This is a genomic window from Mycobacterium sp., assembly GCF_032162105.1.
Taxonomy (GTDB): Bacteria; Actinomycetota; Actinomycetes; order Mycobacteriales; family Mycobacteriaceae; genus Mycobacterium.
Window position 1 is genome coordinate 1 of record NZ_JAVRPS010000410.1, and the last position, 2,841, is coordinate 2,841.

Here is a 2,841-nt window from a genome sequence, read left to right on the forward strand (position 1 = left end):
TCGTCTCGGCGAAGAACGCCTTGGTGTTCGGCCGCACCGCCGCCCGCCACGAATCCAGGTCGTCGGGGTCCTCGACGAAGCTGACCTCGATCCCGAGCTTGGGCAGCGAGTAGTGGAACAGGTTGTACGTGCCGCCGTACAGCCGCGGGCTGGAGACGATGTGATCGCCCACGGTGGCCAGGTTGAGGATCGAGAAGGTCTCGGCGGCCTGCCCGGAGGCCAGGAACAGCGCGGCCACACCACCTTCGAGGGCGGCGATGCGCTGCTCGACGACGTCCTGGGTGGGGTTCATGATCCGGGTGTAGATGTTGCCCGGCTCGGCAAGACCGAACAGCGCGGCCGCGTGCTCGGTGCTGTTGAAGGTGTACGACGTGGTCTGGTAGATCGGCAGCGCACGCGCATTGGTGGCGATGTCGGGGGTCTGGCCCGCGTGGACCTGTTTGGTTTCGAAGGCCCAGTCGGCCGTCGGGTCGGATTCGGGGTTGGTCATGCGATGTATCTCCTGCTGGATGGAATGGGGTTACCGAGTGCGCCCAGGAGCCGTCGACGAACGACGGAGCGGCGGGGTCACGTGCAACGACACAAAATGGACCTCCACGTCAGGTTTCCCTGTCTCTCGGGGGGCCCGTCCAACGGACCCGCGCTTGCCGTGCAGCCGCGTGACGGCTACTCAACCTGGTCAATCACCCGGGGCACCCCACCGCGGTTGGAGGGTTGCCGGCCAGCGAGCCGGGGCTTGACGCTGGCACTCATGACCGAAACAAAGCGTATCTCAACACCTCGTCCGCGTGCCAGCGCGGGTTCCTACGCTGCCCAACCGGAGCGTGATCGGACCGCGTAGCGTCGTACCCGACGCGATACCGATGCCCCCCGCTTCGATTGAGTTTTCGACGCGGAGTTCGACCCGATTCTGACCCACCGTGACGCCGGGAGTGTGCCCATGAGTGCCCAGCAGCCAACCATCATCTACACCCTGACCGACGAGGCGCCGTTGCTTGCGACGTACGCCTTCCTGCCGGTGATCCGCGCCTTTGCCGACGCGGCAGGCATCGACGTCAAGACCAGCGACATCTCCGTCGCGGCGCGCATCCTGGCCGAGTTCGGCGACTACCTGACCGAAGAACAGCGCGTGCCGGACAACCTGGCCGAGCTGGGCAAGCTGACCCAGCTGCCGGAGACCAACATCATCAAGCTGCCGAACATCAGCGCCTCGGTGCCGCAGCTGCTGGCCGCCATCAAGGAACTGCAAGCCAAGGGCTATGCCGTGCCGGACTACCCCGGCGAGCCGAAGACCGACGAGGAGCGCAAGCTCAAGGAGCGCTACGGCACCTGTTTGGGCAGCGCGGTGAATCCCGTACTTCGCGAAGGCAACTCGGACCGTCGCGCGCCCAAGGCCGTCAAGGAGTACGCGCGCAAGCACCCGCACAGCATGAGCCCGTGGTCGCAGGCATCGCGCACCCACGTGGCGACCATGACCCACGGTGACTTCTACCACGGCGAGAAGTCGCTGACGCTGGACAAGGCTCGCACCGTGAAGATGGTGCTGGAGACCAAGAGTGGCGAGACGATCGTGCTCAAGCCCGAGGTGAAGCTGGACGACGGCGACATCATCGACAGCATGTTCATGAGCAAGAAGGCGTTGTGCGACTTCTACGAAGAGCAGATGCAGGACGCGTACGAGACCGGCGTGATGTTCTCGCTGCACGTCAAGGCGACGATGATGAAGGTCAGCCACCCCATCGTCTTCGGCCACGCGGTGAAGGTCTTCTACAAGGACGCGTTTGCCAAGCACCAGAAGCTGTTCGACGAGTTGGGCGTCAACGTCAACAACGGGCTCTCCGATCTGTACGCCAAGATCGAGTCGCTGCCCGCGTCGCAACACGAGGAGATCGTCCGCGACCTGCACGCCTGCCACGAGCACCGGCCCGAGCTGGCGATGGTGGACTCGGCCAAGGGCATCTCGAACTTCCATTCGCCGAGTGACGTCATCGTGGACGCGTCGATGCCGGCGATGATCCGCCTCGGCGGCAAGATGTGGGGCGCCGACGGACGGACCAAGGACACCAAGGCCGTCAACCCCGAGTCCACGTTCTCCCGCATCTACCAGGAGATCATCAACTTCTGTAAGACGCACGGCCAGTTCGACCCGACGACGATGGGCACCGTTCCCAACGTGGGCCTGATGGCGCAGCAAGCCGAGGAGTACGGCAGCCATGACAAGACGTTCGAAATCCCCGAGGACGGCGTCGCCAACATCGTCGACGTCGACACCGACGAGGTGCTTCTGACGCAGAACGTCGAAGAGGGCGACATCTGGCGCATGCCGGTCGTCAAGGACGCCCCGAGCCGCGACTGGGTGAAGCTGGCCGTCACCCGGGCGCGCGACTCCGGTATGCCGGTGGTGTTCTGGCTGGACGTGTGGCGTCCGCACGAGAACGAGTTGCGCACGAAGGTCAACACGTATCTCAAGGACCACGACACCGAGGGTCTCGACATCTCGATTCGGTCGCAGGAACGGGCCATGCGGCACACCATCGAGCGCGCGATGCGCGGACAGGACACCATCGCCGCGACCGGCAACATCCTGCGCGACTACCTGACCGACCTGTTCCCGATCCTCGAGCTGGGCACCAGCGCCAAGATGCTGTCCATCGTGCCGTTGATGGCAGGCGGCGGGTTGTACGAAACCGGCGCGGGTGGTTCGGCGCCCAAGCACGTCAGCCAGTTGGTGGAGGAGAACCATCTGCGGTGGGATTCACTCGGTGAATTCTTGGCGCTGGGAGCGTGTTTCGAAGACATCGGGATCAAGACCGGCAACAAGCGGGCCAAGATTCTGGCCAC

2 protein-coding genes and 1 riboswitch are annotated in these 2,841 nt (G+C 64.4%); of the genes, one reads left to right on the plus strand and one right to left on the minus strand.

The genetic code is table 11. The annotated features are described in order from the left end of the window. A partial coding sequence (locus QOC69_RS20970; RefSeq protein ID WP_526443139.1) for a PLP-dependent transferase occupies nucleotides 1–490 on the minus strand: 490 nt, incomplete at its 3' end. Nucleotides 491–635: 145 nt separating this feature from the next. Continuing rightward, nucleotides 636–757: riboswitch (SAM riboswitch) on the minus strand. A 183-nt stretch (nucleotides 758–940) separates the two neighbouring features. Here QOC69_RS20970 and QOC69_RS20975 point away from each other — a divergent pair. Continuing rightward, on the plus strand, nucleotides 941–2,841 hold a 1,901-nt coding region (locus tag QOC69_RS20975; RefSeq protein ID WP_526443141.1), incomplete at its 3' end, for an NADP-dependent isocitrate dehydrogenase.